The sequence below is a fragment of the Mammaliicoccus sp. FSL K6-3158 genome (assembly GCF_038005105.1).
GTDB lineage: Bacteria > Bacillota > Bacilli > Staphylococcales > Staphylococcaceae > Mammaliicoccus > Mammaliicoccus sciuri.
Genome location: NZ_JBBOSL010000001.1, coordinates 782,893 through 808,382, shown reverse-complemented (window position 1 = coordinate 808,382; position 25,490 = coordinate 782,893). Strand labels below are relative to the sequence as shown.

Genomic DNA, 25,490 nt, shown 5'->3' with positions numbered 1-25,490 from the left:
GCCTTTTTGATTGTCGTAACTTCATAATTTAAAACGAATGAATCGAAAAATATACCCAATAGACGATTATCCATACGATCAACCATAGTAATATTTTTATATATCGATTAACGTTTTTAAACACAATATGACTGAGTACATATGCTAGATAGCTCGTTAATATAAATCTCAAGAGTCTTGCAATGAAACTTACGATTATAAATATAATAAATGATATACCTTCATGATAGCTCATCATTGCATAAAGTTTATATGGAATACCAAATAAAGGTGCTTCTATTAATCCGAGTACACCTTTATATTCTAATGAATGTATCACATGTTTTATCATATATGGATGAATACCAGGAATGTTAATCATGATCATTTCAACAAAGTTCAAATGTTGAATTGAAATAATGTAAACGATAATTCCACCTAGAACTGCACCTATAATAGCAATCAGATTTGCACATAATAATTTAAATTTACTTTTTTGCATGATTGCATAATAAGTTAAAGCAACATCAGGGATAATAAAGAAAACAATTGCTTCAAGAAAAGCCCATATAAATATGATTACCATTCTTTAAAATCACCTTCATTTCTGAGTTCATTCATTCGTTCATTAAGCTCATCCATAAATGCTTTTCTATTCTCATTAAATAAAAATGGACGCCCTACAAAAATATCAACAAAGAATGGTACAAATAGTTTTGAGCCTTTTGGTAATGATTTTCCTAAACCATGTAGAAACAAAGGTTGTATAGGAATGTTTGGTCGTTCTCTCATTAAATAATAAATGCCCGATTTATACTTTGATAACTTTTCAGGTTCTCCCCTACTTCCCTCTGGATACAAGATAATAATACTTCCTTCATCTAAAGCATCAACAATTGGTTCAAATAATCCTTTAATATCTCTCGTCATTTTTCGCTCTATTGGTATGATTCTCATAATATTCATGGAAAACCATTTTAATATTTTGTTTTTTAGAAAATAATCACCTGCTGCTACAGGTCGTGCTTTCTTAAACCCTTCTCCTTGAAACAATGAAAGTAGTACAAGTGTATCTAAATGTGAATTATGATTGGCAATAATCACAATAGGACCTTTTTTAGGTAACCATTCTCGTCTACGTATATTTAATCCTAAAACAATTAAAATAATTGGCTTAATGATACATGTAAATATAATGAGTCTTAACATATCGGTTCACCCCTTAAAAGTAAAAGAACCTTACAAAGTGGAAGAAGAGTGGTGCTGTGTACGTTAAAGAATCTACTCTATCCAAAATACCGCCATGACCTGGTATTGTTTGAGAAGTATCTTTAATATTTAAATCTCTTTTTAAAGCTGAAATATTCACATCTCCCACAAATCCCATAATACTAATATATAAACCTGCTACAATCATGCCTAATAATGTGAATGGCGTTAATAATGGTGCTAAACATAACGATAGAATTGTCGTTGAAATAATCCCTCCAACAAAACCTTCCCAAGTCTTGTTCGGACTCACTTTAGGTACAATTTTGTGTTTACCAAATGCTTTACCAAACAGAAATTGAAAAACATCATTTGCTTGCGTTAATATAACTAAAAATAAAACGAGGCTCGCACCGGGTACTGAACTTTTTTCGCCAGGTAAGACAATTAAATATGCTAAATGACTTAAACTAAACACCATCAACATCATGCCCCATTGTACAGATCCCATTGATTGTAAAAACCCTTTTGTTTCACCTATCAATATAGCTTGTATCGGTATAAATAAGAACATATATACCGGTATAAAAATAATAAACATGCCATAAAACCCAAAATAGATAAATGTAAATTGAATCGGTATAGATAAGTACGCCCAGAATAATACAGCTCTATGACTACGATTCGTAGGTATTAGAGAAAAGTACTCTTTCAAAGCTAAAAAACAAAGTAAGCCAAGAAAAATCAATGACATAGTAGAGTGAATGACTAAGGCGATTGTAAAGATAATACACATACTCCACCATGATTTAATTCTTAATCTAATTTCAGTGAAGTCTTTTTCAGGATATCGTTTCGTTAAATAAATACTAATCAAACTGGATAATACGAGTACGATAAATACCCCAATCATAACAATCAGCATTTCTGAAGATATCTTCCCTAAGTTCATGATTTAACCTCCTTCAACCCATTTGTTATTCGATTATAAATATTGATTAACATGAGTATTGAACAAATATAAAACACAAAATGTAAATAAGGTATAATATTTAAATGAACAAAAATCAAGAAACTGATGAAACCTACAATAAATGCTCGGTCACTTTTACCCATCGGACCGTCATATCTTCTTGAACTACCTATCACTCGAACAGTTACACCAGCCATTTCACTAATGATTGATAAACTGATAAACAACATAATACCTATTCCATAATCTTCAGCAATAAACACGAATGGTATAAATAGAAATAAATCACTTATAACATCCCCTAATTCATTCAACAAGAACCCTAAATGAGATTTCATTTGATATTTTTTTGCCATTACACCATCAATTGCATTTAAAGCCATTCTTACAAACATCACGATAGGCATTAAAATATAAATCCATTTGTTTTCATGAAATATACTTAAAATAATTCCCGTTAGGATAGATAACACTAATGCTAATATTGTAACTTGATTTGGTGTCATTCCGATTTTTCTCATCCAGTCAACGATAGGCATTAATAGTTGCTGAAATTTCGGCTTTATTTCGTATATGCTAATCAAAATATAACCTCCCTCATTTATACTTGGTATCATCTTATCATGTAATTATACAATTTTTGCAATATATTTCTAAAAACCATTAATTTATCATATACAATTTTTTATAGTATAATAACGATAATTATTTACTTTTCTAGATGAGGTGTTCGTGTGAAAATTGGTATTGATGCAGGTGGTACTTTAATTAAAGTCGTAACTGAATTAAATAATGAAAGAACGTATCAAAAATGGTTAGCAACTGACATTGATCAAGTTGCAGATTGGTTAAATCAATTAGATGATGTTCAAGTATCGATTACAGGTGGTAAAGCACAATACTTAGACTCATGCATTAAACATCAAGCAAAACGTAGTATTGAATTTGATGCGACTTATAAAGGAATTCAAATATTTTTAAAAGAAAACAATATAGATCTTCAAACATATATATTCTCGAATGTCGGTACAGGTACTTCTATTCATTACGCTACTACTGAGCATCAAGAACGTGCAGGTGGTACAGGAGCTGGTGGTGGTATGATACAAGGTTTAAGTTATTTACTGACTCAAATTAGTGATTATGATGAACTTGTTCAAACAGCTTTAAATGGGGATCGAGATAAAATAGATTTAAAAGTTAAACATATTTATAAAGGTGATAACACCCCTATTTCTGGAGAATTAACTGCTGCTAACTTTGGACATGTATTACAACATATGAATGATGCATTTCCAAATGCTGATCGCTTAGCAGCTGTAATGGGCATTGTGGGAGAAACAGTCACAACTGTATCCATTCATGCCGCAAGACAGTACAATACAGAAAACGTTGTGTTTATTGGATCTTCATTTGATAAAAATGAACTACTCAAAAACATCGTCGTTGATTACACGATTTTAAGAGGTCTAAAACCATACTTCATTGAAAACGGTGAATTTTCAGGGGCGCTCGGTTCAATATATTGTTAAACATTAAGGAGCATTAATATGAAAATTATAGAACCTAAACTACGCAATCAATTTGAATATGAGGAAGAAAATGATGTAACACTCTATCAATCTTCGTATGACTTATACTTTGATAAAGCATTGATTCAGTTAGATGAAGAAACAAGTCAAATCGATACAATGTATTTCAATCAATGTACATTTGAATCTGTTGATTTCACTAAAATTCACGGATTAGATATTATATTTAAAGGATGCGATCTTTCAAACTGTATATTTAGCGAAGCCTCTCTTAATAGAATACACTTCAAAGATTGTCGTATGATCGGTGCTAACTTTACAGATGTTAAACTTAAGCATGTACAATTTTCTAATTGTCAGTTAAAAATGAGTCAATTTCAAAATTGTAACTTAGATCACGTGTTATTTAACGATAATCAAATGTCAGAAACATACCTTTCATTCTGTACACAAAAATCTGTCGCAATTGAAAGATGTGCATTAGAATCTCTTGAAGTTGTTGAAACATCCTTAAAAGACATTGATTTATCGTCCAATACAATTGAACAACTTGTTGTACAACCTAACGACTTAAAAGGTGCAACAGTTTCTGAATATCAAGCATATGATATACTTCCGTTATTCGGGGTTAACGTAACATCAAACTAGAAGGTGACAATATGAATCAAATGATAGACATTTTAAAACGCTTTGGATTAAGTGAATATGGCTCTAAGGCTTATATCGCCCTTGTTCAAAATCCAGGCATAACAGCTTATAAACTAAGTGAAATATCAAGCGTACCACGTTCAAAAATTTATGAAGCGCTCAATAAACTTGATGAACAAGGACTTGCCTATTTCAATTTACAAGACCAAAAGAAATACTACTATGCCCTATCACCAAAACAAACCATTCAACTATTTGAAAAAAAGCAAAATGAAGAACTCCTTCAACTTGAACAAGAAATCAATAAATTAAATATCGTAACAGACACTGCACCTATTCAAATAGAAGTCTTAACAAATGAATCAACAATCATCAATACCGTAACATCTGCTATTAAACAAGCTAAAAGACAAATAACCGTTTCAATATGGCCAGACTTATATGACATCTTAACAAACCATGTCTCAGAAGATATCCATATTCAAGGAATCACATTCCAAGTCGACCAACCCGGCTATGATCTCATCAATCATCGTTATACAAACTACGTCAAAAGTTCATTAGCACTTAAACCATTTGTCGTAATCGTAGATGATGAACACATGATTTACGGACAAACAGCAGAATCAAATATGCGTGCTTATATCAGTTATGACCACACACAAATAAAAATGATGAAAGACTACATTTGGCATGACGTCTTAGTCAATAAATATATTAGTAAATTTGAAGAAGATATAGAAGACGAAATAACCCTTAAGAGAAAAACCTTTTTCTCTTAAGGGTTATTATTTGGGATAAATGATTTTACTACGTTGGGATGTAGTAACTACCTTAGTAGTTACTAATAATGTATCAAACAATCTTCCCACCGTCAACACGAATCGGTAAATATAATTTCTTCAACTTATGACCATTACGGTCGAGGTAAACGAGTTCCAATTTATGTTTACCTTTAATATTATCAAGTTTAGTGCTAAAACTTAAATGAGCTTCATATTTATCATAAGTCTCACTAGTTGTTTTATATTTACTATTTTTCAATTCATATTTTCCGCTACTTGTATCATATAAATCATCAACAAATAAATTGAAAGCTCCATCTAAGTTTTTTTCAAATTCATATTTTGATCCCTTATTTTTCAAAATGGTCATATCCATATTAATTGTTAACTCATTACTAACAGTATTCGCATCTAAATTACTGATTTTTAACTTTCCTACACTTATTTCATGATCATGGTTTAATTGGATTTTCTCTTTTGTTAATGCATAGTCAGTAAATGTTTCATTTGCCTTTACATATTGACGATAGCCTATTGAACCAATACTGATAATTAGAACGACTAAAACGGTAATGATGAGTGTTTTTTTCATAATTATTCACCTACTTTGATGACTTTTTCTTCGCTGCTTAATCTATATATGTATGCAATCAATACAAGATAAATCGATATACAGAATAAACTCGGTAAAAATTGTGAATTATATATACCATATGATATTAATAAGAAATGTATAGGCGATACAATTATATCGACTATCATGAATTCAGTAATCGCATAAAATAGTGTTTGAAGAATGAAAGGTATGAACTTAACAATAACCTTCTCCCCAAAATATAATAGTAATGATATTGAGAATACGTTTGTTACTATGCCCCATAAACCTACAAACACAATTAATGATAATATAAATATTGTTGGATAATCATAATACAAAGAAATGATCATTGGGTTATCTGAAAAAATGCCCCCGAATTGTTTAAATACAATATCAGGTTTTATATTCGGTAAAATCATAAACATTCCTAAAAAGTTTATTAAAAGCGGTAAAGTTACCATAATAAACGATACGAAACTCGAATAAATTAATGTCTTGAACTTTGATTTTAAATTTAATTTATAAAATAACGTACTAACGCCAATTGAAATGAGTAATGGCATAATCCCTACATATAAAATAGATAATAATGAGTCACCATTAATCATGATATTTTCTGTGTAAGGTGTATACTCTAGTAGTTGATATTCTCCATGCTCTATTTTGACATTCCACAAATGAATAATGGATATTGAACATAATAGAAGAAAAGAAATGATAAATTGCCATTTATAAATGATTAATTTTAAGTACTTTAACATATCAACCGCCTCCAATTACTATAATTTACCATTTTTTGATTTATTATAACCTCCAGTTAATATTTTTACAACAATCGAATAATATTATATTATTAATTAATTGCAATTAATTCGAAAGACAAAAAAAGACGCTTGCTTTATAGCGAGCGTCTTTTTTAATTACAATTATTTATTTAATTATTTAACAAGGCATTGCGTTTAAAATGGCTTTTGGATCTGTTACTGTACCGATCATGCCTGATTTTAAGTTGATTCCTAATGCGATTTCTTCTTGTTTCAAGTCTTCTAACCATTCTTCAAAGACTTCTGTTTCTACTTCAATAATATCGTATTCTTCAAAGTCATCACGATGTACTTTTTCTGCTAATTTACGCGTACTCCAGACTGTCATCATGTTTGGTAGACTTGCATCTTCTTCTGATACGATAATAAATTGTTTTTGTCCTTTAACTGTTAACCCGTATACATAGCTTTCGTTGCAAATGTCTTCTGCAAATTCTTCTATTCGGATATCATCTAATTCACTCATGATTTCTTCTATGAATGGAATTGCTTCTACTGTTAACCCTTCATTATCTTCGGATTTGTCTACAATGAATTGATCGCCTTCATCAAGGATATCATCCATTTCATATGTAACAAATCTATCTAAATCTAACTCCATAATTTTATCGTATTTAGTAATTTCATACGATTTCAAATATGACTCTGCACTTTCTTTCGTTGACCAAATAAGACGGTAATCTGTATCATTGTCTCTTAATATTTTACGGTCATTCAGCACAACATAAAATCTTTCTTTTGTTAATATTTGTTTAAATTTAGACATATCCTGGATAGCCATTCTACCACCCTTTTCTTTATATTTAATCCCAATAAAATATATTATACGTATAAGGTATAAGTCAATATAAATTAAGTTAAATTGTAAAAAATTTTTTATTCAATTTGACTACTTAATGCATCTAGAAATAGTTGCTCTTGTTCTAATGCCTTTTCTTCAGTTTCTGCATGCCAAATTCCAACAAATCTTGATTTTACGTTGTCTTTACCGAAATAGTCACCATCATAGTATGCAAGAGGATAGAGATGTCCATTTTTGATGAATTGTTCAATTGTATTGATGAAATGTGTGTTATCGCCTGTGGAATGATAACTTAGAAATTTATGAAAACCTTCATGCAAGCGATCTTTAAGTAATAACATACTTGTTGAACCATTTTGTCTGAAGTTTAAATCAATCGCATATACGTCATGGTTTTTATCTACTAGAAGATCAAAGCCTGAAACTCCTTTATAACCATATTCAACACCGTTTTTCATTATTTCGTATCCAGCCTCAATCACGCTTTGTGGTACTTGATTCGAATTAACATTACCATTGTAGAAGCCATATTTATCTGTAAGCTGTTTTACAGCACCTATATATTGTATACCCGTCTTTTCACTATATACGTATTGAACACAATAATTCTCAATTTCTTCAATAAATTGTTCGATGATAATGTATTTTGTATCAGATGCTTCTTTAATTCTATTTGTTGCTTTCTTTAAATCTGCTTCATTATAACAAATCATTACACCATACCCACCTGCTGTAGGTAATTCGTCTCCCGGTTTAATGACCAATGGTAAATCCCAGTTTTGAATAGCTGCTTCAAATTCTTCTGCTTTCACAATTTCTCGTTTCGGTAAATATTTACCACCCGTCCATTGTTCAATTTTCGATTTATTATTTAAATCTATAAATTTAGGTTTATAAACTGCATATTCTTCATCTTTACATAAATGTTGACCATGTATATATTGGAAGAATATTTTTTTATTTTCAGCAGTTAACTGTTGTAGTAAATGTTCATATTGCGTTCTATCTTTAAAAGTATATATATTGCTCGGAATATCCACATTTACTAATTTTAAAATTCTTTTAACATTATCTGTTAAACATGCTTCATGAACGATCATGGGCATGTTACTAATAATCATTTCTCTTGCTGTTAAAAAATTAGATTGTGCTTCTTCAGCTTTTAACCAAGGATTATCTTCATAAGAAGGTCTCGCATTATATACAATATCTTCTTCATATAAATCTCTTAACGTTAAATTGAGTGGTTTCCTATATTCTTTTTTCATAACAAGTTCTCCCTTAATGTTTGATGATGCTCAATGATTTCATTTCTAAGGGATACATTCTCTATAAGTTCTAATCCCATTGAGGCCAATATTTTCGCACCATTAATTAATGCCTTATCACCCTTTGTACTTGCAGCAGCTTGGCAAAATTCTTTCGTATGGCCGACTAAATTAGATGGTCCAATTTTAATGTGTGGGTGTATAGTCGGTACGATATGACTTACATTCCCCGTATCTGTAGAACCAAAACCAAAATCGTCATCAATGACTTCTTCGCCAACTTGTTCAGCGTGCTTTCTAAATAATTCGTCTAGAGGCTTATTAATAACGAATTCATTCACACCATTTTGGATTGGTCTTAATTCGTATGTACCACCCGTTTGTATAGCTGCACCTTCAGCTATTTTCCTCACTTTATCAGTAAGGATATCTAATTCTTTACGTGAAGTGGCACGTGTGTAGAAACGGGCATGTGTAAAATCAGGAATAATATTCGCTGCTTCACCTCCATTTAATATAACGCCGTGTACTTTATCTGTCTTTTTAATTTGTTGTCTTAACATGCTCACGCCATTAAAGAAAGATAACATAGCATCTAACGCATTAACCGCTTCAAAAGCATTTTCAGAGGCATGAGCGCTTCGTCCATAGAATTTAACATCAAATACATCTACAGCTAATGAAGGCACTGTCACGTAAGTCTCATGGCCAGGATGAACCATTAGTGCAATATCAATATTATCGATAATCCCAGCTTTCACATAAGTTGCTTTAGCACTACCATTAATACCTCCTTCTTCAGCAGGACAACCTAACACGACAACTTTGCCACCGATTTGATCAATCACTTTAGACAAACTGATACCTGCTAACACACTTGAGGTTCCAATAATATTATGACCACACGCATGACCAAGACCAGGTAATGCATCATATTCTGCTAAATATGCAATAGTTGGACCTTCTTTTCCTGAGTCATACGTTGCAATGAAACCTGTCGGATGTTTCGCAATATTCTTCTCTATCTTAAAATGATGATTCTTTAATTGGTCGCTTAATAAACGTGATGCAAATACTTCTTCATTACCTAACTCAGGACGTTCATGAATTTGATGACTCATTGATAAATATAAATGTCTATTTTGTTCTATATAATTAATAATATTTTGCGATAAGTTACTCATTAATGATTCACCTTTCCAATATAAAAGCGCACTACTTTGTAAGGAGTGCGCCAATCGTTCTTTTATCTTCCAGTAACAAACTGCAGGAATTGGCACCTTTCCATTATGGGAGGTTGCTGGACTTCATCGGGCCCTTCCCTCAGTCTCTCTTGATAATTCGTATGAAATTTGAATTTAATTCTAACTGTCTAACTCGGATATGTCAATGATTTGTTGCAATATCATTGGAATTTAAGTACCATTTTTCTGCTTTTTTCTCAAATTCTTTAATCATGCTGTCTTTGCCTTTATAGTACTGTTCACTATCATCAGGAAATTCAATCACTAAGTCGTGCTTTAGTCGACTATATCTTTCTCTTTCACCATTGAATGTTCTTAAATAATCCCTAAAAGATAATAATCTTAAAATATGTGGGCTACCTTCATCATAAATATGTAAATGGTGAGAAACTGCACCGTATTGATCATATTTTTTGAAATATCGATTACCGATAACACCACGTTCTCCTTTAGATTCATATCCTAAACCTGATAATTCATGTGTAAATTCATCAATCGATTTACTATCTTTTACAACTATTAATATATCTATAATCGGCTTCGCAGATAATCCAGGAATAGCCGTTGATCCTATATGTTCAATGCTGATACTATGTTCTTTCAATAACGACTGTAAATATTTTTTCTCTTCAAGAAAAAGGTGTTGCCATATACTGTCGTATGGGACTACACGTAATCGCTCCATCTCATCACCTAATTTCAGAATAATTTATTAATATTATCTTATAAAGTAACATAGAAAGAAAGTAAAAGAAATCTGAATTGATTGTTTTTTCAAAATTAACTTGATATAATGATGCCGAAATCAAAGGAGGAATCTTCATGACAAAAATGAATGTTGAAAGTTTTAATTTAGATCATACGATAGTAGACGCACCATTTGTGAGACTTGCGGGAATCAAAGAAGGACAAAATGGTGATGTTATCCATAAATATGATATTCGATTTAAACAACCTAACAAAGAACATATGGAAATGCCTGCATTACATTCCCTAGAACATTTAATGGCTGAGAACATTAGAAACCATACAGATAAAGTGGTAGATGTTAGTCCAATGGGATGTCAAACAGGATTTTATGCATCATTCATCAATCATGACGATTATGATGACGTACTTGCTATATTAGAAGCAACACTTAAAGATGTAGAACAAGCAACAGAAGTCCCAGCATGTAACGAAGTACAATGCGGTTGGGCAGCAAGTCATTCATTAGAAGGCGCACAACAATTAGCAACAGAATTTTTAGCAGAACGCGATAATTGGAAAAATATCTTTAAAGAAGATTAATGAGGAAAGCCCAGGACATGAATCCTGGGCTTTTTTATGTTGAAATGTCGGTGCGTTGCGGGCACTTCTGAGCAAACTTGTTCATAACGGGGCTGTTGTGAACACTTCTCGCCAAACTTGTTCATAACGGGAGCGTTAGTTACAAAACTCGGCCGAAGTGTTACTATGGAACGCCTTAGTTACAAATCTCGGCTGAACTGTAAACAAGGAGCTCCTTATTTGCACTTCTAGCCAGAACTGCTAATAACGACAACTAACACCTAACTCACCAACATAATATTCACCTAATCCATACATCACACTTACCCTCACATAAAAAAAGAGTTTGGGATACGATATCCCAAACTCTTTCTATATAAAAATTACATTTTTCGTACTAGTTTAATCATCACATATTGTAGTGGTAATCTACCCCACAACGCCCATTTTGGTAATTGTTTACCGTTTAATGGGATGTTCTTTTGCGCCATATAAACATTTGCTGGAAATACAGCTAGTAAGAACCATTCGATTAATTTTTTCATTAAGTTACTTGGCTTTTTGATGATTAACATGATACCAAATACGATTTCCATCACACCTGTTATCCAAACAATTGCTTTTTTAAATGGTAAATAGTTTGGAACGATTGCTTCAAAACCTTCTGACCTTACAAAATGCATCACACCTGCAAATGAAAATCCTATTCCAAATAATCGTCTAACTATATTCATTACTTAATCCCCATCTCATTTAAATAACTTTTACCGAATTTAGGTAACGTCACATTAAAGTTATCTGCTATTGTTGCACCAATTGAACTGAATGTATCATCACCTGATAGTTCATGATATTCTTTAATACTTGGACTATACATTAATAATGGTACATATTCACGTGTATGATCTGTTCCTGGAGCAGTTGGATCGTTACCGTGGTCAGCTGTAATAATGACTAAGTCATCTTCATTTAATACTGCTTGTAAGTCTTCTAATCGGTTATCAAAGTCTTTAATTGCATTTGCATAACCTTCTTTATCTCTTCTATGACCATATAATGCATCGAAGTCAACTAAGTTTAAGAAACTGATTCCAGTGAAATCACTTTTCACAACATCGATTAATTGGTCCATACCATCCATGTTGTCTTTTGTTCTTATAGCTTTTGTAACACCTTCACCATCGTAAATATCATTAATTTTACCGATTGCAATGACATCGTAATCAGCATCTTTTAAAGTATTCATAACTGTTTTACCAAATGGTTTCAATGCATAATCATGTCTGTTTGATGTTCTAGTGAAGTTACCTGGTTCGCCAACGTATGGACGTGCAATAATTCTTCCTATTAGATATTTAGGATCTTTCGTCAGCTCTCTTACTTTCTCACAAATATCATATAATTCTTCTAAAGGAATGATATCTTCATGTGCTGCAATTTGTAGCACTGGATCTGCAGATGTATATACAATTAAATCTCCAGTTTCCATTTGATGCTTGCCATATTCATCGATAATTGCAGTACCTGATGCTGGTTTATTTGCAACAACTTTTCTACCAGTAATTGATTCAATTTCTTCTACCAATTCTTCTGGGAAGCCTTCTGGATAGACTTTAAAAGGTTTATCAATATTTAGACCCATGATTTCCCAATGTCCAGTCATTGTATCTTTACCAACTGAAGCTTCACTTAATTTAGTATAGAATGCTTCTGGATTTGATACTTTTTGAACTACTGGTAAGTCTGCTATATTGCCTAATCCTAATTTTTCTAAGTTTGGTAATGTTTCATTAAAACCTTCAAGTGTATGTTTTAATGTATGAGAACCTTCGTCACCAAATGCTTTAGCGTCTGGTGCTTCACCAATACCTACTGAATCCATTACGATTAAATGAATACGTTTAAATCGGTTTGTCATTTGACACACTCCTAATCTGTAATCACTTTATGAATTAATGTTGGTTTAACTTGTTCGTCAGAAATTGTGATGTTTTCTAAAATTTTAGCTTCTACATCTTTAACATCTTCTTGATTTGCGTAAATCGTTACTAACGATTCACCCGCTTCAACTTTGTCGCCAACTTTTTTATTTAATACTAAACCAACTGCTAAGTCAATTATATCATCCTTTGTTGCTCTTCCTGCACCTAAAAGCATTGAAGCAACACCAATTTCATCTGCAACGATATGTGATACGTAACCTGAAGTTTCAGCTTTAACTTCGAAAGTATATTGAGCTTGTGGTAATTTCGTTACGTCATCTACTACAGAACCGTCTCCACCTTGATTTTCAAGGAATACTTTGAATTTTTCTAAAGCTTTACCGTTATGAATCACTTCTAAAAGTTTTTCTCTCGCTTTATCTAAAGTTTCAGCTTTCTTAGCTAATACAACCATTTGAGAACCTAAAGTTAATACAAGTTCCGTTAAATCTTCTGGACCTTCACCTTTTAATGTATCGATAGCTTCTTTCACTTCTAAGCCGTTACCAATTGCTCTTCCTAAAGGTTGGCTCATATCAGAAATAATCGCCATTGTATTTCTACCTACATTATTCCCGATTTTAACCATTGCATGTGCAAGTAACTCAGAATCTTCAATCGTCTTCATAAATGCACCTGCACCAGTCTTAACATCTAAGACAATCGCATCAGCACCTGCTGCAATTTTCTTGCTCATAATTGAAGATGCAATTAATGGAATTGAATTAACTGTACCTGTTACATCTCGTAAGCCGTATAGCTTTTTATCTGCAGGTGTTAAGTTACCTGTTTGACCGATTACGGCTACTTTATCTTTATTCACTAAATCAATAAATTCTTGTTCACTAATTTCAACATGGAACCCTTCAACTGCTTCAAGTTTATCAATTGTACCACCTGTATGACCTAAACCACGTCCACTCATTTTTGCGACTGGTACGTCTAATGCTGCTACTAAAGGTGCAAGTACAAGTGTAGTTGTATCACCTACACCACCTGTAGAATGCTTATCAACTTTAATACCTTCAATTTCAGATAAATCAATTTGATCCCCTGATTCAACCATAGCCATTGTTAAGTTTGCACGTTCTTCATCTGTCATATCTTGAAAATATATAGCCATTGCTAAACTAGACGCTTGGTAATCCGGAATATCGCCTGTAGTATATCCTTTAACAAAAAATTCAATTTCTTCTTTCGTTAATTCTTTCCCGTCACGTTTCTTTGCAATTACATCAACCATTCTCATCGTTAATACCCTCCAATTTTTGTATGAATACGCTTACCTTAATCTTGAAAATTAAAGGTACTATTTCAAGTACCATTAATTTTAGTAATCTGAATCTGACGCTTCACCTTTTAAAATTTTAACGCCTGCTGAAGCACCAATACGTGTTGCACCATTATCTATCATTGTTTTAACATCTTCGTATGAACGGATACCGCCTGATGCTTTTACGCCTATATCAGGACCAACTGTTTCACGCATTAATTTAATATCTTCTGCAGTCGCACCACCAGTTGAAAATCCTGTTGAAGTTTTAACAAAATCTGCACCTGCTGCAACAGCAAGTTCACATGCTCTCACTTTTTCAGCATCTGTTAATAATGAAGTTTCAATGATAACTTTAGTTGTTACACCGTTAGCTGCTGAAACAACACTTTCGATATCTTTTTTAACATCTTCATCTCTGCCGTCTTTTAATGCACCAATGTTGATAACCATATCTACTTCTGAAGCACCTTTTTTAATTGCATCTTCTGTTTCAAATGCTTTAACTTCACTTGTGTTAGCTCCAAGAGGGAATCCGATTACTGTACATACAAGTACATCTGTCCCTTCTAATGCTTTCTTGGCATGTGCAACGTGTGTAGGATTGACACATACTGATTTGAATCCATATTCTTTCGCTTCACTTAATAAAGCGTCAATTTGTTCCAAAGTCGTATCTGGTTTTAATGCTGTGTGATCGATATATTTAGCTAATGACATGTTGAATCCTCCTAATATTTTTTTGATTAACTCTATTATATAATGTTGTTGAACATTTGTAAAACTATAACTGAAATATTGTTCAACAATCTAATAACGCCTGTGCAGTGTATTGATCCGTAATTAAAATATTACTCAATTTACCTTCAAGTGCACCTCTAATAGAAGCGATTTTATGCTCACCTCCAGCAACTAATACTGAATGTTCTATACCTTTTAACGCATCAAGTTCAATACCTATCGTTCGATTATTAATAGCTTCGTCTGCTACTTCTCCTTTGCTATTATAAAATCTTGAACAAATATCACCTACTGCTGATTTTTTAAGCCTTTCTTTTTCTTCTTCACTCAAAAATCCAAGTTTAAATAATAGGGAAGAATCTCTTACAGTTCCTACAGTAAAAATCGCAACGTCAACTTGTCTACCTTGATCGAGTATTGATTTAATATGTCTGTCTTTTTCAACCATATCTTTAACTTCTTTTACATCAAAAATAACGGGTAACGGTAAATCTCTCGGTGTCGCATTATAAGCTTGAGCAAATCTTTCTAGAATTTGATGACTTCTCGTGTCAACATCTGAAAAACTAATACCGCCCTTCAACTGAATAATACCAATATCTTTATAATGACTTTGTTCTAGATATTGAGAGACTTGATACATCGTTTTACCCCAACTTATACCAATATTATCCCCACTTTTCACAATTTTATTTAAATATTCAGCAGTCTTTTTACCAATTGCCGTTTGAATATTTGAATAATCGTTATAAGATGCATGTTCAACAACACAATCTTTTAAATTGTATTTCGCTTTTAAAAGTGAAGCTAAACTTTCTGCATCTTGATAAGGGTCATCAATTTTAATCGTCACAAAGCCTTGATTTTTAGCATGATTCAATAATCTTGATATAGTTGGTCTTGAAATATTTAACTTTTTCGCAATCGCTTCTTGACTCAAACCTTCTTGATAATATAGCTTTGCAATCTTGATACTATCCTTGTTCTTTTGTAAATCCATCCCTATTCACCACTTTCTTTCACTCTTATCGTACAAAAATTCGCAAAAAATTTAAACAAATGTTATCTTTAAGATGAAAAAACTTATATTTTATTTAAAGGAGAAGATAGTTATGACTCAAGGGACACCACATATTCAACCAAATGGTGTAAAAATCGCAAAAACAGTACTAATGCCGGGGGATCCATTACGTGCTAAATTTATCGCTGAAAACTTTTTAGAAAATGTAGAACAATTCAACGATGTAAGAAATATGTTAGGTTACACAGGAACTTATAAAGGTAAAGAAGTTTCTGTTATGGGTTCAGGTATGGGTATCGCTTCAATCGGTATTTATTCTTATGAACTTTATAATTTCTTTGACGTAGACACAATTATTCGTATCGGATCATGTGGTGCTATGCAAGAAGATATCAACTTATACGATATTATTATCGCTCAAGGTGCATCCACAAACTCTCGTTATGTTGATCAATTCAACGTGCCAGGTTACTTCGCACCAATCGCAGACTTCGGCTTAGTAGCAAGCGCTAAAAACAAAGCAGACGAAATCGGCGCAACATCACACGTAGGTAATATCTTCTCAAGTGATATTTTCTATAATGCAGATTCAGAAGTAACAAGCAAATGGGCAAGATTAGGTATCTTAGGCGTTGAAATGGAATCAGCTGGATTATATGTAAATGCCGCTGCAGCTGGTAAAAAAGCATTAGGTATCTTCACAGTAAGTGACCACTTATTAAGAGATGAAGCAACAACAGCAGAAGAAAGACAAAATTCATTTACACAAATGATGGAAATTGCATTAGAAATCGCAGAATAATATATTAATAAGCATAAAAAGAGAGCTGAGACGATGATTACCGTCTCAGCTCTTTTCATTTGTGATAGTTAAGGAGTTATATAGATTGCGTTAACTTCCAGAAGTTAGATAATTAGAGGTCGCTAACTATCATTATCCCGAATTTTGGTAGTTAGAAGGCTGTAACTTCCATTATTCCGAATTCTGGTAATTAGAGGGCCCACTCTTACGGACATTTCTCAGAATTCTGTCTCTAACAATACCTCTTACGGACATTTCTCAGAATTCTGTCTCTAACAACCACTCTTACGGACATTTCTCGGAATTCTGTCCCTAACGACGCCTCTTACGGACATTTCTCAGAATTCTGTCCCTAACAATACCTCTTACGGACATTTCTCAGAATTCTGTCTCTAACAATACCTCTTACGGACATTTCTCAGAATTCTGTCCCTAACACGCTCATCTCTCGCCAATCATCTCTTACCATCATCTCAACATCCTCATTATTCTATACCACATGCTCCTGCTACGACTTCTACAATATGTTTAACTTGTATTTTATCTTCTAATCCTTCATTTTTAACACCTAACAACATTTGCAAGTGACAGCCTGGATTTGATGTGATGATTAATTGCGGCTCTATTTCTTTTACGTGACTCATTTTTCGATTTAAGATTTCCATCGATGCATCATAATTCACGATATTATATATACCTGCTGAACCGCAACAGATGTCTTTTTCAGGTAATACTTTATATGTTAGTCCTTTTATTTGGTTGATTACTTTTTCAGGTTCATGGAATACATGTTGTACGTTTTGTAAGTGACATGATGGCTGATATGTGGCTTGTATATTGATCGGGTGTTCTAAATTTAAGTCAATGTCTTCTAATATAACTGATATGTCTCTCACTTTATCGACAAACTGTTCTGCTCTATCTTTCCACTCCGCTTCATTTCTCAATAAATGATCATATTCTATTAACGAAGCGCCACAACCACCAATAGCATTGACATAATAATCTACATCGTATTTTTCTAGCGCTTCAATATTTAGTTTGGCTAATTTTCTTGCTTTATCCATTTCTCCTGCGTGATGTTGAAGTGCGCCACAACATGTTTGTTGTTTAATTTCTACAACTTGAATATTATGAGCTTCTAAAATTTTTATCGCAAGATCGTTTATATGTGAGAAAAATGAGTCCATCATGCAACCTCTGAAAAAGCCAATTGTTGTTTTTTTCGTTCTAAATGGTGTTTGGTAAGGTCGCTTATCTTTTTGAACTGGTGGCAAAATCATCGCCATATTCCCTAATCTTTCTGGTAGTAATTTTAATGCATTTGTCTTATTTAAAATGCTTGAAACAAATGACGTATGATAGAGCTTCAAGCCTTTATACATCACATCTAACATATATTGATGTTCTAAAAATACAGACATGATTTGTGTGTCTAATTTTTTATTGCGCTTTTCTCTTAATACTTCGACTGCCGATTCATAAATGTCTCCATATTGAACATTCGTTGGACAAACTGTTTCACATTGTCTACAGCCTAAACATAAATCAATCGCTTCTTCTAAATCTTTAAGTTCTGCTTTACCTTCAACTGCATATTTAACAAGATTGATTCTACCTCGTGGAGAATGCTTTTCTTCTTTCATCGTTAAATATGTAGGGCAAGACGGTAAACAAAAGCCACATTGAACACAATCAAAAGTTGCATCATAAGCTAATTTTTCGATTAGATTATTCGTCATGGACTAACACAAACCTTTCATGCTCGTCTGGAAAGATTTTACCTGGATTCAGACGATTATTAGGGTCCAATGCTTGTTTTACATCTTTCATAAATTTCATGCCCGCTTCATCAAATTCGTTATACATAAATGGCTTTTTAAACAATCCAATACCATGTTCACCGCTTAATGTACCACCTAATTTCAGTGAAGCTTTAAAAATTTCAGCAACTGCTTCTTCTGCTCGTTTCATTTCTTCTGGCTTACGTTTATCCGTAATAATATTAGGATGTAAATTGCCATCTCCAGCATGCCCAAACACAACTAGATTTAATTGATAAGTTTGTCGAATTCTTTCGATTTCTTCAAAGAAAGCTGGAATTTGACTGACCGGCACACTTGTATCTTCGCTTATCTTTGTCGGTCCAAATTTTACGATAGCTGGTGACACAAGTTTACGTACTTCCCATAGTTCAGATGCTTGTTTTTCATCTTCAGCAATGATGACTTTACAGCCAGGTAGCGCAGCACATGTTTCTTCGATGATTTTCATTTCTGCTTCAAGTGCTAAAGGATGACCATCTAATTCGACTAACAATACTGACTCAGCATCAGCCGTCACATTCTCAATTGGATGTGTCGACAATACAGCATCAACACAATATTTATCCATGATTTCGATTTTAGAAGGTAATATACCTGATCTTAAAATTTTAGATACCGCTTCACCTGATGTAATGAAATCATCAAATTGCAACATTGCCGTCTTTGTATCAATCGGTTTAGGTATCAATTGTAAAGTAGCTTTTGTAATAATACCGAGCGTACCTTCTGACCCTACAATTAATTTGGTCATATCATAACCTGTAACATTTTTTACTGTGCGTCCACCACAGTGAATCACATCACCATTGGCCGTTACGACTTCTAATCCAACAACATAGTCTTTCGTCACGCCATACTTTAAGCATCTTGGTCCACCTGCATTTTCAGCTAAGTTACCCCCAATTGTTGAAACACGAGAACTGGATGGATCAGGTGGATACATCAATCCATAGGATTCAGCAATTTTATGAATTTTCTCAGTGATAACGCCTGGTGAAACTTCCATCATTAAATCATTTTCGTAAACTGTGATTTCATTGTCCCATCTTGAAAAGTCCAATACTATGCCACCATGAACTGCAAGTGGTCCCCCACTTAAACTTGTACCACTACCTCTTGGATAAATTGGTACGTCATATTGATTACTTAACTTTACAATATGCACAACTTCTTCAGTAGACATTGGCTGACAAATAATATCAGGCATGTATTCACCGAAAGAAGCATCAAAACTATAACTTGAAAGATCCGCTACTTCTCTAGAAACGCGCCCATTATCTAAATGTTTCTTTAAAGCATGATAGAGTTCTTCCATGTTATCCCCCCTCAATATGAAATTATATTCATGATAGCACTGTTTACTTTAATTTTCATTTCATGTGAATACGTTTACATTTATGATTAAAAAAATACCTAATCCAACATGTTCATGGATTAGGTATTTTTAATTCAATATTATTTTAAGAATGATTTTAACATCCAGTTGTGTTTTTCAAGACTTGTTACCATTGCTAATAACATATCACCAGTCATATCGTCGTTAACTTTTTCTGCTAATTGAATACCTTCTTCTAATTGAGCAATTACAGTTGTGAAGTCTTTAGATAATTGTTCAACCATTTGGTTTGCAGTTAAGTTTTTCTCAGCTTCTTCAATAACTGACCATTCTAATGCTTCTCTTAAAGTAGCGATTGGGTTACCTTCAATTGCTAAAATACGTTCAGCTAAATCGTCAACATACACACTTGCTTCATTGTAAAGTTCTTCAAATTTCTCATGTAGTGAAAAGAAGTTTGGTCCTTTAACATACCAGTGATAGTTGTGTAATTTAGTATATAATACTGTCCACTCTGCTACTTGTTTATTTAACGCTTCGATTACTTCTTTATTATTTGTCATTTATTTTACACTCCTCTGTAGTTATCTTTTCTTGATTACATTAATTATTATATTATAATCATTCTAATCTGTCAACAATATTTAGCCATTTATTTATAATAATTATAAATAAGAGTTTAAATCTACATAAAAAGAAGGTAAAGCCTACATTAGGCTTATACCTTCTTTATCGTTTTATAAACATTTATTTTGCTTTCTCAAGCTTAAGTGGAATCTTAATTTCTTTCTCAAGTTTCTTACCGTCCATCAATTTAATGATAGAGTCTACTGAAGCTTTACCCATCTTATCAGGTTGTTGAGCGACAGTTGCATCTAGTTTGCCGCTTTTAATTGCTTTCATTGCATCTTCATTACCATCAAATCCAACTACGATTACATCTTTATCACCAATTGCTTCGATAGCACCGAGTGCCATTTCATCATTGTGTGAGAATATCGCTTCTACTTCTGGATGTGCTTGTAAGATATTTTGTGTCACGTTTAATCCTTCTGCTCGATCAAACTTAGCACTTTGTTTAGCAATGACATCAAGTGATTTGTCGGCAACTTTATGGAAACCTTCTCCTCTTTCTCTTGTTGCACTTGCACCTGGAACACCTTCTAATTCGGCAACTTTCGCATTTTTACTTAATTTATCTAAAATAAACTGTCCGCCCATTTTACCGCCTTCAACGTTATCTGAAGCGATAAATGTTGCAACATCACCTTTATCAACTGATCTATCTAATGTAATAACTGGTATACCTTCATTATTTGCTGACTGAACCGCACTAGAAATTGCACTAGAATCTGTAGGATTCACAACTAAATAATCAACTTGTTGTTGAACTAAATCTTCTATATCATTTGTTTGTTTAGCTGAATCATCTCTTGCATCAACTACTTTCACTTTCATACCTTGTTTTTCAGCTTCTTTTTCAATACCTTCTTTAATTGAAACGAAGAATGGGTTATTTAATGTTGAAACACTGACACCAATCGTTATATCAGATTTTTTCTTATTTGTTTTACCTTCATTATCTTTTTTCAAAGGCGATTCAAGTGAACATGCCGCTAAAAATAACACAGTTGTCATTAGTAGTATTAATAATTTCTTCATTTGTTTTCCCCTCAATCTAATTGATTATTTTTTTCTATCTATTAATACAGCAATTAAAATAACAATACCTTTTACGACTTGTTGGTAGAATGATGATACACCTAATAAATTCAATCCGTTATTAAGTACACCTATAATAAGTACACCAATAAACGTTCCAACAATTCTACCTTTACCGCCTGTTAAAGAAGTTCCGCCTAATACAACTGCAGCGATAGCATCTAACTCATATGATGTACCAGCTGTAGGTTGAGCTGAGTTTAAACGTGATGTTAATATCGCACCTGCTAATGCAGACATTAAACCAGAAATACCATAAATTAAAATTTTCACTCTGTTTACTTTAATACCAGAAATTTTTGAAGCCACTTCATTACCACCGATAGCATATGTATGTCTACCAAATGTTGTTTTTTGTAAAATAATCGCCAATATAATAAATACAATAATCATTGTGACTGCTGGTACTGGAATACCGAAGAAATAACCTTTACCAAATAGTTGGAACATATAACTATCACCTAAATTAGTAATAGGGTTACCATCAGTAACAACGAGTGTTAAACCTCTAAATATTGTCATCGTTGCAAGTGTTGCGATGAATGGTGCCATACTCCCGAATGTTACTAATACACCGTTAAATACACCTAATAAGAAGCCACCAAGTACTCCGACAATCAATGCTACGATTGGATCTAAACCACTTGTAATTAAGATTGCAGTAAATGCACTTGATAATGCGAGTATCGAACCGACTGATAAGTCTATGCCACCAGTTAAAATAACAAATGTCATACCAAAAGCAATTAACCCGTTAATTGAAACTTGTCTTAATAAGTTTAATAAATTCGATAAATCTAGAAATGCAGAGTTCATAATACTAATCACGACGATTAATAATATAAGTCCTATAAATGGAATAATTTTTTCGACTAATGAAGTCTTAGCTGTTAGTTGTTGCATGTAATTCCCCTCCTGTAGCTAATGTCATAATATTTTCTTCTGTTATATTTTCGCCTTCAACTTCACCTTTAATATTGCCTTCTTGAACAACAATAACGCGATCACTCATGCCGATAACTTCAGGTAACTCTGAAGAAATCATAATAATCGATACACCACGTTCAGTTAGCTCATTCATCAACTGATAAATTTCTCGCTTAGCACCAACGTCTATCCCTCTTGTCGGTTCATCTAAAATCAAGATTTGAGCACCTGTACCAATCCATTTTGCCAACACTACTTTTTGTTGGTTACCACCTGAAAGTGAGGATACTAGTGCTTTTCGTGGTGTCTTAATATTGAGCCTTTTGCTCATTTGATCCGCAAACACATGCGTCGCTTGTTCTTTAATAAACCCTTTATTTGAAAAGCTTTCAAGAGATGGTAGAACCATATTATGTTCGATTGAGAAATCGAGAATGAGTCCTTCATCTTTTCTATTTTCAGTAATTAAGCCTAAACCATGTTTCATTGCATCTTCCGGTGACTTAATCAATACAGATTGACCATTAATGTCAATATCTTTATGACCTTTATCAATTCCGAACAGGCTTCTCATAATCTCAGTTCTACCAGCGCCCATTAAACCACTAAATCCTAATATTTCACCTTTTCTTAATGAGAATGAAATATCTTTGATGCCTTGTTCATCATTATTAAGAGATTTAACATGCATCAATGTTTCACCTGGGTTGACTGTTCTTTCTGGGAATTGCTCTGTTAAGTCTCTACCTACCATCGATTTAACAATTTCATCATAATTGGTTTCACTTGTTGGTTTATATAATACAGTTTTACCATCTCTCATAACGGTAATTTCATCAGAAATCTCAAATATCTCAGCCATTCTATGTGAAATATAAACAAATGAAACGCCTTGATTTTGAAGATTTTTAATGAGTTTAAACAACTGTGTGATTTCTTTATCTGTAAGTGCTGCAGTTGGTTCATCCATGATGATAATTTTTGCATTGGTCATTAAAGCTTTAGCAATTTCTATCATTTGTTGTTCACCGATTGAACATTTTCCTGCAACTTTCTTCAATGAGATATTAAAGTTTAATTTTCCAAAGACTTTTAATGCTTCTTGTTTCATTTTCTTCTCATTTAATATGCCAAATTTATTTCGCATTTCTTTCCCGATAAATAAATTTTCAAGTACTGTTAACTCTGGCCAAATATTAAGCTCTTGATGTATAAACGTAATACCTGCTTCTTCTGACATTTGAGCATCTTTAAAGACAACTTCTTGATTGTGATAATTAATTTGACCTGCATCTTTTTCATGAATACCAACAAGAATCTTCATTAAAGTAGATTTCCCTGCACCATTTTCTCCCATAAGTGCATGAACTGAAGCTTCTTTTAATTTAAAATCTACGCCTGTTAACACTTTATTTTGGCCAAACGCTTTATGTACACCAGACATTTCTAGCATGAAATCCCTCCTTAAAATAAAACATCACTTTCTAATATGACGTTTGCATATGGTGTTGCTTCCCCTGTTCTTATAATAGCGACAGTATCTTGTGTTAATTTTTTAAATGCTTCGTGTGATACAAATTCTCTTTCAACATCTGTTTCTTTAATCTTTTCATAAAGTGGTGAATTATCAGTCTTAATTTCTTCTGCAAAAATCATTTTCTGTACAGACATATGTTCTAACAAAATATCGTAAACGCTTTCAAAACTTGGTACACCAAAAGTCAGTGCTAAATCAATTTTTCGCACGCCTTTTGGTACTGGTAAACCACAATCTGCGATCACAATACGATCTGTATGACCTAGATCGCTTAATACTTTAGAAATTTCACTGTTTAATATCCCTGTCTTATACATCCCATTCTCCTTTAATATCTTGTAATGTTGGCATTCCACCTTGTGCACCTAATCCAGTTACTGAATGACTTGCTGCTAAATTAGCAAATGCTAATGCTTGATCTAAACTGTATTCTTTTTGAAGCGCTACTGCAAATGCACCATTAAATGTATCTCCAGCACCTGTCGTATCTTTCACTTCACGTTTATAACCTGGTACTTGAACTTTTTCTTTACCATTATGATAAGCTGCACCTTTATCACCTAAAGTTACAATCAATTTCATTGGATAAGCTGCTAACGCTTCATCTAATTCACCTTTAAACATCTCATCACTTTCTGTTTCATTTGGTGTTAAATAATCAACTTTTTCGATAACTGTGTGACTAATCTCTCGATATGGTGCAGGATTCAGTATTGAAATCAAACCGTGCTCTGAACAATATTCAACCGCAAACTCCACAGTTTCACTTGGAATTTCTTGTTGTAATAAAACGATATCTCCTTCAGACAATGCTTCTAGATGTTTTTTTACATAGTCTGGTGTCACTTCATTGTTAGCTGAAGGTACGACAATAATACTATTATCTTGTTCAGATAATGTTATATGTGCTGTTCCAGATGGCATTTGTGTAACGGGTTCCACACCATCCACAATAACGTGATTATTTTGAAGATTTTCGTATATTTCTTTACCAAAATCATCGTCCCCAATTCTACCAATCATATGTACATTATCGCCTAATCTTGCAGCTGCGACTGCTTGGTTCGCACCTTTCCCACCAGGTGTTGTAAAGAAATCGTCCCCAAGAATTGTTTCTCCTTTACCTGGTCTTTTAGACGCTGATACAACTAAATCTATAGACATACTTCCGATAACTGTAATTTTATTCATA

At 33.0% G+C, this 25,490-nt stretch carries 28 protein-coding genes and 1 riboswitch; of the genes, 5 read left to right on the top strand and 23 right to left on the bottom strand.

All coding sequences use genetic code 11. From position 1 onward, the window contains the following. Window positions 1–28 precede the first annotated feature (28 nt). From MHH94_RS03890 to MHH94_RS03875, 4 genes are read right to left on the bottom strand one after another with little or no spacing between them, the layout of a single operon-like run. Window positions 29–565, bottom strand: a complete 537-nt coding sequence (locus MHH94_RS03890) for a hypothetical protein (protein ID WP_078354905.1) — start codon at window positions 563–565, stop codon at window positions 29–31. After that, window positions 559–1,188: a lysophospholipid acyltransferase family protein gene (locus tag MHH94_RS03885; RefSeq protein ID WP_058591103.1), complete on the bottom strand. Its 630-nt coding sequence runs from the start codon at window positions 1,186–1,188 to the stop codon at window positions 559–561. Before MHH94_RS03885 ends, MHH94_RS03890 begins: the two co-directional genes overlap by 7 nt. A 13-nt stretch (window positions 1,189–1,201) precedes the next feature. Next, window positions 1,202–2,140, bottom strand: coding sequence for a phosphatidate cytidylyltransferase (locus MHH94_RS03880; RefSeq protein ID WP_075578115.1), 939 nt, complete (start codon window positions 2,138–2,140; stop codon window positions 1,202–1,204). Continuing rightward, entirely contained in the window at window positions 2,137–2,745 is a 609-nt protein-coding gene (locus MHH94_RS03875) for a CDP-alcohol phosphatidyltransferase family protein (RefSeq protein WP_216644477.1), read from the bottom strand. Before MHH94_RS03875 ends, MHH94_RS03880 begins: the two co-directional genes overlap by 4 nt. A 150-nt stretch (window positions 2,746–2,895) precedes the next feature. On the opposite strand from MHH94_RS03875, the gene coaW reads away from it, so the two are divergent. From coaW to MHH94_RS03860, 3 genes are read left to right on the top strand one after another with little or no spacing between them, the layout of a single operon-like run. Beyond that, the gene (coaW, locus tag MHH94_RS03870; protein ID WP_119650014.1) at window positions 2,896–3,693 is read left to right on the top strand and encodes a type II pantothenate kinase; all 798 of its coding nucleotides are present in this window, start codon (window positions 2,896–2,898) and stop codon (window positions 3,691–3,693) included. Window positions 3,694–3,711: 18 nt separating this feature from the next. Continuing rightward, the gene (locus MHH94_RS03865; protein ID WP_153653898.1) at window positions 3,712–4,341 is read left to right on the top strand and encodes a pentapeptide repeat-containing protein; all 630 of its coding nucleotides are present in this window, start codon (window positions 3,712–3,714) and stop codon (window positions 4,339–4,341) included. A gap of 11 nt (window positions 4,342–4,352) precedes the next feature. Continuing rightward, the gene (locus tag MHH94_RS03860) at window positions 4,353–5,123 is read left to right on the top strand and encodes a TrmB family transcriptional regulator (protein WP_058591107.1); all 771 of its coding nucleotides are present in this window, start codon (window positions 4,353–4,355) and stop codon (window positions 5,121–5,123) included. A gap of 73 nt (window positions 5,124–5,196) precedes the next feature. On the opposite strand, the gene MHH94_RS03855 is transcribed toward MHH94_RS03860, so the two are convergent. From MHH94_RS03855 to MHH94_RS03830, 6 genes are all read right to left on the bottom strand, one after another. Continuing rightward, window positions 5,197–5,718 carry a hypothetical protein gene (locus MHH94_RS03855; protein WP_058591108.1) on the bottom strand — a complete coding sequence of 174 codons (522 nt, stop codon included), beginning with the start codon at window positions 5,716–5,718 and terminating at the stop codon, window positions 5,197–5,199. Between the two features lie 2 nt (window positions 5,719–5,720). Continuing rightward, window positions 5,721–6,485, bottom strand: a complete 765-nt coding sequence (locus tag MHH94_RS03850; protein ID WP_058591109.1) for a hypothetical protein — start codon at window positions 6,483–6,485, stop codon at window positions 5,721–5,723. Between the two features lie 181 nt (window positions 6,486–6,666). Next, the gene (locus MHH94_RS03845) at window positions 6,667–7,329 is read right to left on the bottom strand and encodes a DUF2750 domain-containing protein (protein WP_340839768.1); all 663 of its coding nucleotides are present in this window, start codon (window positions 7,327–7,329) and stop codon (window positions 6,667–6,669) included. A gap of 95 nt (window positions 7,330–7,424) precedes the next feature. After that, the gene (ldmS, locus tag MHH94_RS03840; protein WP_084755841.1) at window positions 7,425–8,618 is read right to left on the bottom strand and encodes an L-aspartate--L-methionine ligase LdmS; all 1,194 of its coding nucleotides are present in this window, start codon (window positions 8,616–8,618) and stop codon (window positions 7,425–7,427) included. After that, window positions 8,615–9,802: a M20 family metallopeptidase gene (locus MHH94_RS03835; protein WP_048540972.1), complete on the bottom strand. Its 1,188-nt coding sequence runs from the start codon at window positions 9,800–9,802 to the stop codon at window positions 8,615–8,617. Before MHH94_RS03835 ends, ldmS begins: the two co-directional genes overlap by 4 nt. Before the next feature lie 59 nt (window positions 9,803–9,861). Further along, window positions 9,862–9,961: riboswitch (SAM riboswitch) on the bottom strand. A 43-nt stretch (window positions 9,962–10,004) separates the two neighbouring features. Continuing rightward, entirely contained in the window at window positions 10,005–10,547 is a 543-nt protein-coding gene (locus tag MHH94_RS03830) for a GrpB family protein (RefSeq protein WP_048540974.1), read from the bottom strand. Between the two features lie 137 nt (window positions 10,548–10,684). On the opposite strand from MHH94_RS03830, the gene MHH94_RS03825 reads away from it, so the two are divergent. After that, window positions 10,685–11,152, top strand: a complete 468-nt coding sequence (locus tag MHH94_RS03825; protein WP_048540976.1) for an S-ribosylhomocysteine lyase — start codon at window positions 10,685–10,687, stop codon at window positions 11,150–11,152. Window positions 11,153–11,514: 362 nt separating this feature from the next. Here MHH94_RS03825 and MHH94_RS03820 read toward each other — a convergent pair whose 3' ends face one another. The 5 genes from MHH94_RS03820 to MHH94_RS03800 all read right to left on the bottom strand — a co-directional run bounded on the left by MHH94_RS03820 (window position 11,515) and on the right by MHH94_RS03800 (window position 16,127). Continuing rightward, entirely contained in the window at window positions 11,515–11,865 is a 351-nt protein-coding gene (locus MHH94_RS03820; protein ID WP_078354910.1) for a DoxX family protein, read from the bottom strand. After that, window positions 11,865–13,049, bottom strand: coding sequence for a phosphopentomutase (deoB, locus tag MHH94_RS03815; protein ID WP_078354911.1), 1,185 nt, complete (start codon window positions 13,047–13,049; stop codon window positions 11,865–11,867). The genes MHH94_RS03820 and deoB overlap by 1 nt, the downstream gene beginning before the upstream one ends. Window positions 13,050–13,060: 11 nt before the next feature. Beyond that, entirely contained in the window at window positions 13,061–14,362 is a 1,302-nt protein-coding gene (locus MHH94_RS03810; protein WP_078354912.1) for a pyrimidine-nucleoside phosphorylase, read from the bottom strand. 81 nt (window positions 14,363–14,443) lie between these two features. Then, complete coding sequence (gene deoC / locus MHH94_RS03805; RefSeq protein ID WP_058591116.1) at window positions 14,444–15,106, bottom strand: deoxyribose-phosphate aldolase; 663 nt, start codon at window positions 15,104–15,106, stop codon at window positions 14,444–14,446. Window positions 15,107–15,188: 82 nt separating this feature from the next. After that, window positions 15,189–16,127, bottom strand: coding sequence for a sugar-binding transcriptional regulator (locus MHH94_RS03800; RefSeq protein WP_078354913.1), 939 nt, complete (start codon window positions 16,125–16,127; stop codon window positions 15,189–15,191). A 112-nt stretch (window positions 16,128–16,239) separates the two neighbouring features. On the opposite strand from MHH94_RS03800, the gene deoD reads away from it, so the two are divergent. After that, entirely contained in the window at window positions 16,240–16,950 is a 711-nt protein-coding gene (deoD, locus tag MHH94_RS03795; RefSeq protein ID WP_025906394.1) for a purine-nucleoside phosphorylase, read from the top strand. Window positions 16,951–17,435: 485 nt separating this feature from the next. Here the strand turns inward: deoD and MHH94_RS03790 are convergent, their stop codons facing one another. The 8 genes from MHH94_RS03790 to rbsK all read right to left on the bottom strand — a co-directional run bounded on the left by MHH94_RS03790 (window position 17,436) and on the right by rbsK (window position 25,489). Next, window positions 17,436–18,692 carry a (Fe-S)-binding protein gene (locus MHH94_RS03790; RefSeq protein ID WP_340839759.1) on the bottom strand — a complete coding sequence of 419 codons (1,257 nt, stop codon included), beginning with the start codon at window positions 18,690–18,692 and terminating at the stop codon, window positions 17,436–17,438. Next, on the bottom strand, window positions 18,682–20,091 hold the full coding sequence (locus tag MHH94_RS03785) for an FAD-binding oxidoreductase (RefSeq protein ID WP_078354915.1): 1,410 nt from the start codon (window positions 20,089–20,091) through the stop codon (window positions 18,682–18,684). Before MHH94_RS03785 ends, MHH94_RS03790 begins: the two co-directional genes overlap by 11 nt. 140 nt (window positions 20,092–20,231) lie before the next feature. Continuing rightward, window positions 20,232–20,675, bottom strand: coding sequence for a Dps family protein (locus tag MHH94_RS03780; RefSeq protein ID WP_025906400.1), 444 nt, complete (start codon window positions 20,673–20,675; stop codon window positions 20,232–20,234). Window positions 20,676–20,859: 184 nt separating this feature from the next. After that, entirely contained in the window at window positions 20,860–21,774 is a 915-nt protein-coding gene (locus MHH94_RS03775) for a D-ribose ABC transporter substrate-binding protein (RefSeq protein WP_048540992.1), read from the bottom strand. 24 nt (window positions 21,775–21,798) lie between these two features. Then, a complete protein-coding gene (locus MHH94_RS03770; protein WP_025906404.1) occupies window positions 21,799–22,737 on the bottom strand; it encodes an ABC transporter permease in 939 nt (312 codons plus the stop codon). Continuing rightward, window positions 22,718–24,214 carry a sugar ABC transporter ATP-binding protein gene (locus MHH94_RS03765; protein WP_084755830.1) on the bottom strand — a complete coding sequence of 499 codons (1,497 nt, stop codon included), beginning with the start codon at window positions 24,212–24,214 and terminating at the stop codon, window positions 22,718–22,720. Before MHH94_RS03765 ends, MHH94_RS03770 begins: the two co-directional genes overlap by 20 nt. Before the next feature lie 11 nt (window positions 24,215–24,225). Further along, entirely contained in the window at window positions 24,226–24,615 is a 390-nt protein-coding gene (gene rbsD, locus MHH94_RS03760) for a D-ribose pyranase (protein WP_048540998.1), read from the bottom strand. Beyond that, window positions 24,608–25,489, bottom strand: a complete 882-nt coding sequence (rbsK, locus tag MHH94_RS03755) for a ribokinase (RefSeq protein WP_058591122.1) — start codon at window positions 25,487–25,489, stop codon at window positions 24,608–24,610. Before rbsK ends, rbsD begins: the two co-directional genes overlap by 8 nt. Window position 25,490 lies beyond the last annotated feature (1 nt).